3 protein-coding genes are annotated in these 2,003 nt (G+C 29.4%); all 3 read right to left on the bottom strand.

Going from position 1 to position 2,003, the window contains the following annotated elements; all coding sequences use genetic code 11:
• On the bottom strand, positions 1 to 252 hold a 252-nt coding region (locus ACMUOV_RS09075; RefSeq protein ID WP_413854840.1), incomplete at its 3' end, for a hypothetical protein.
• 117 nt (positions 253 to 369) lie between these two features.
• Complete coding sequence (locus tag ACMUOV_RS09070; protein ID WP_413854839.1) at positions 370 to 1,065, bottom strand: hypothetical protein; 696 nt, start codon at positions 1,063 to 1,065, stop codon at positions 370 to 372.
• Positions 1,066 to 1,129: 64 nt separating this feature from the next.
• Complete coding sequence (locus tag ACMUOV_RS09065) at positions 1,130 to 1,894, bottom strand: hypothetical protein (RefSeq protein WP_413854838.1); 765 nt, start codon at positions 1,892 to 1,894, stop codon at positions 1,130 to 1,132.
• Between the last annotated feature and the right edge of the window lie 109 nt (positions 1,895 to 2,003).

Here is a 2,003-nt window from a genome sequence, read left to right as displayed (position 1 = left end):
TTTTACGCTATCTAATTTAACTTCTGCTTCATTTAAATTTTCAATAGCTTTATCTTCAGTTGCAGGTGTTCCTTCAACTGTATTTTCCACTTCAACCTTATTTATTTCTTCTTCTGCTGCTTGTATTTTCTTTTGCATTTCTAACGGCAAAACTTCAGAAGCACTTATTGTAACTACATTATCTTTACCTTCTCTTCCAATAAAGAAAGAGTCTGCAAAAGACTTTCCTGCTTTATAAAATAATTCGAACATTTATTATCTCCTATTTTAATTAAATTTAAATATCAACATGTACCAATTAAAATAACATAATTACCTTTCTACTTTTCTCTGTTCTGTTTTCATCTTTGAATTAGATTTTCAATTATTCTAAATTGATTCCAATGTATTCTGTAATTGTTCTATATATTCTTTCTTAGAATTTGTTTCTGGCAAGTTAATAACGTAATTCATTTTCTGTAATGTTCCTGCAGTCTTTATAAAAACTTCACCTACAGACTTATCTTCTTGACTAGCTTTTATAAAAATTCCTGGAAACACTTCTACACTTGCTGTTTTATCTACTACTTCATCTTCGGTTTCTTCCATTACACCTTCTGTAAATGAAGTAGGAGCTTTATTTCCTCCACCTTTACCTACATCTGGTGAAACTGTTTTTAAACCTTCTAGTACTTTAGGTGATATACTTTTTACCTTTTCTTGAATCTTATTTGCCATTGATTTTTCAAATAACGAGAAATCATTACTAAATTCAGAACGAAGTTTATCATCTATTATTCTATCTAGAATTCTTTTTATTTTATTTTCAACTGCTTTTTCAATCATATCATCTACATCTGCAAACATACCAGCTAAATTCAAACCTTTTTCTTTCGGTTTGCTAGCACCTTTCTCTGTCACATTTGTTTCTTTACTAGGTGCATCACCTTCAGCAGCAGATCTAAATGCTTGTTCAGCAGTTCTTTCTATCTGTTTTGTATCAAAATTAATAACAGGTGCGTTTTCACCTTTATCTTTCCAATAATTTGAAAAATGTTGCGCTAATCTATTAAATTGATCAGCCATAGCTCCTCCAAAAGATACTTATATATTAAGTTTCAATATGATATATTTGTCAAGGGTTTCTATATTATTTCATGTTTTTTGCCATAACATTTAAAGCTTGAATCAATGTATTTATTACTTCTTTATCGTAGTGTCCTTCTTTTATTTTATCTTTATTTTGTGCATATACTTGGAATATTCTTGCTGTATCATCTGCTGGAGTTTCTACAATCGAATCTTCACAGAAGCATAAACCATAATTAATCTCTGCACCATACTCATTTGTAGAAGCATTTATAAGTTTACCTTTACAATAATGCATATCATTAGGATTCATATGTTCACATAAACCTTCTAACGTAGTTGTATAATTACCACAGATACAACATTTAGCAGCTCCTGCAAATGTACCCATTGAAGTACCTGAAACCAATCCTGATTCTACTCTATGTAATAATCCAGGATATTTAGATTCGGCTAACTTTCTATCTATTGCACAAAGCAATTCTACATAAGCATGTTTCTGTGCTGGTTCAACAAAATTAGCATCCAATATAATTCCCATAGAATTATTTGGATCATCTGAATTATGATTATAGAATACACCTTTACCTATGAATGAAGCATATGCTTTCTTTACTTCATCATATGGAAATATATCTCCATTTGCATTTCTTTCATCACAAGTAATTGCTCTATTTCTATAATAAAGATAATTATCTGGATCAAATTCAAATGCTTTCTTTATTGTCTTTGATGCTTGTCTATTAAATCCATACCAACCTTCAAACATATCATCAGCTGATTTATAGACTTCTATTGGTTCCATCATACATAATCTTTTAAACATTGTATATCTCCTTATAAATTACTCTTTACCAAATGGTAGTTCACCATTTTTTATTTGTATTTGTTTATATATTTCATTTTCACGAATCTTATCATTTTCTTTACGTATT

It is taken from the genome of Candidatus Ruminimicrobium bovinum (assembly GCF_902760015.1).
Lineage (GTDB): Bacteria > Elusimicrobiota > Endomicrobiia > Endomicrobiales > Endomicrobiaceae > Ruminimicrobium > Ruminimicrobium bovinum.
This window is presented reverse-complemented; position numbering and strand designations above follow the sequence as displayed.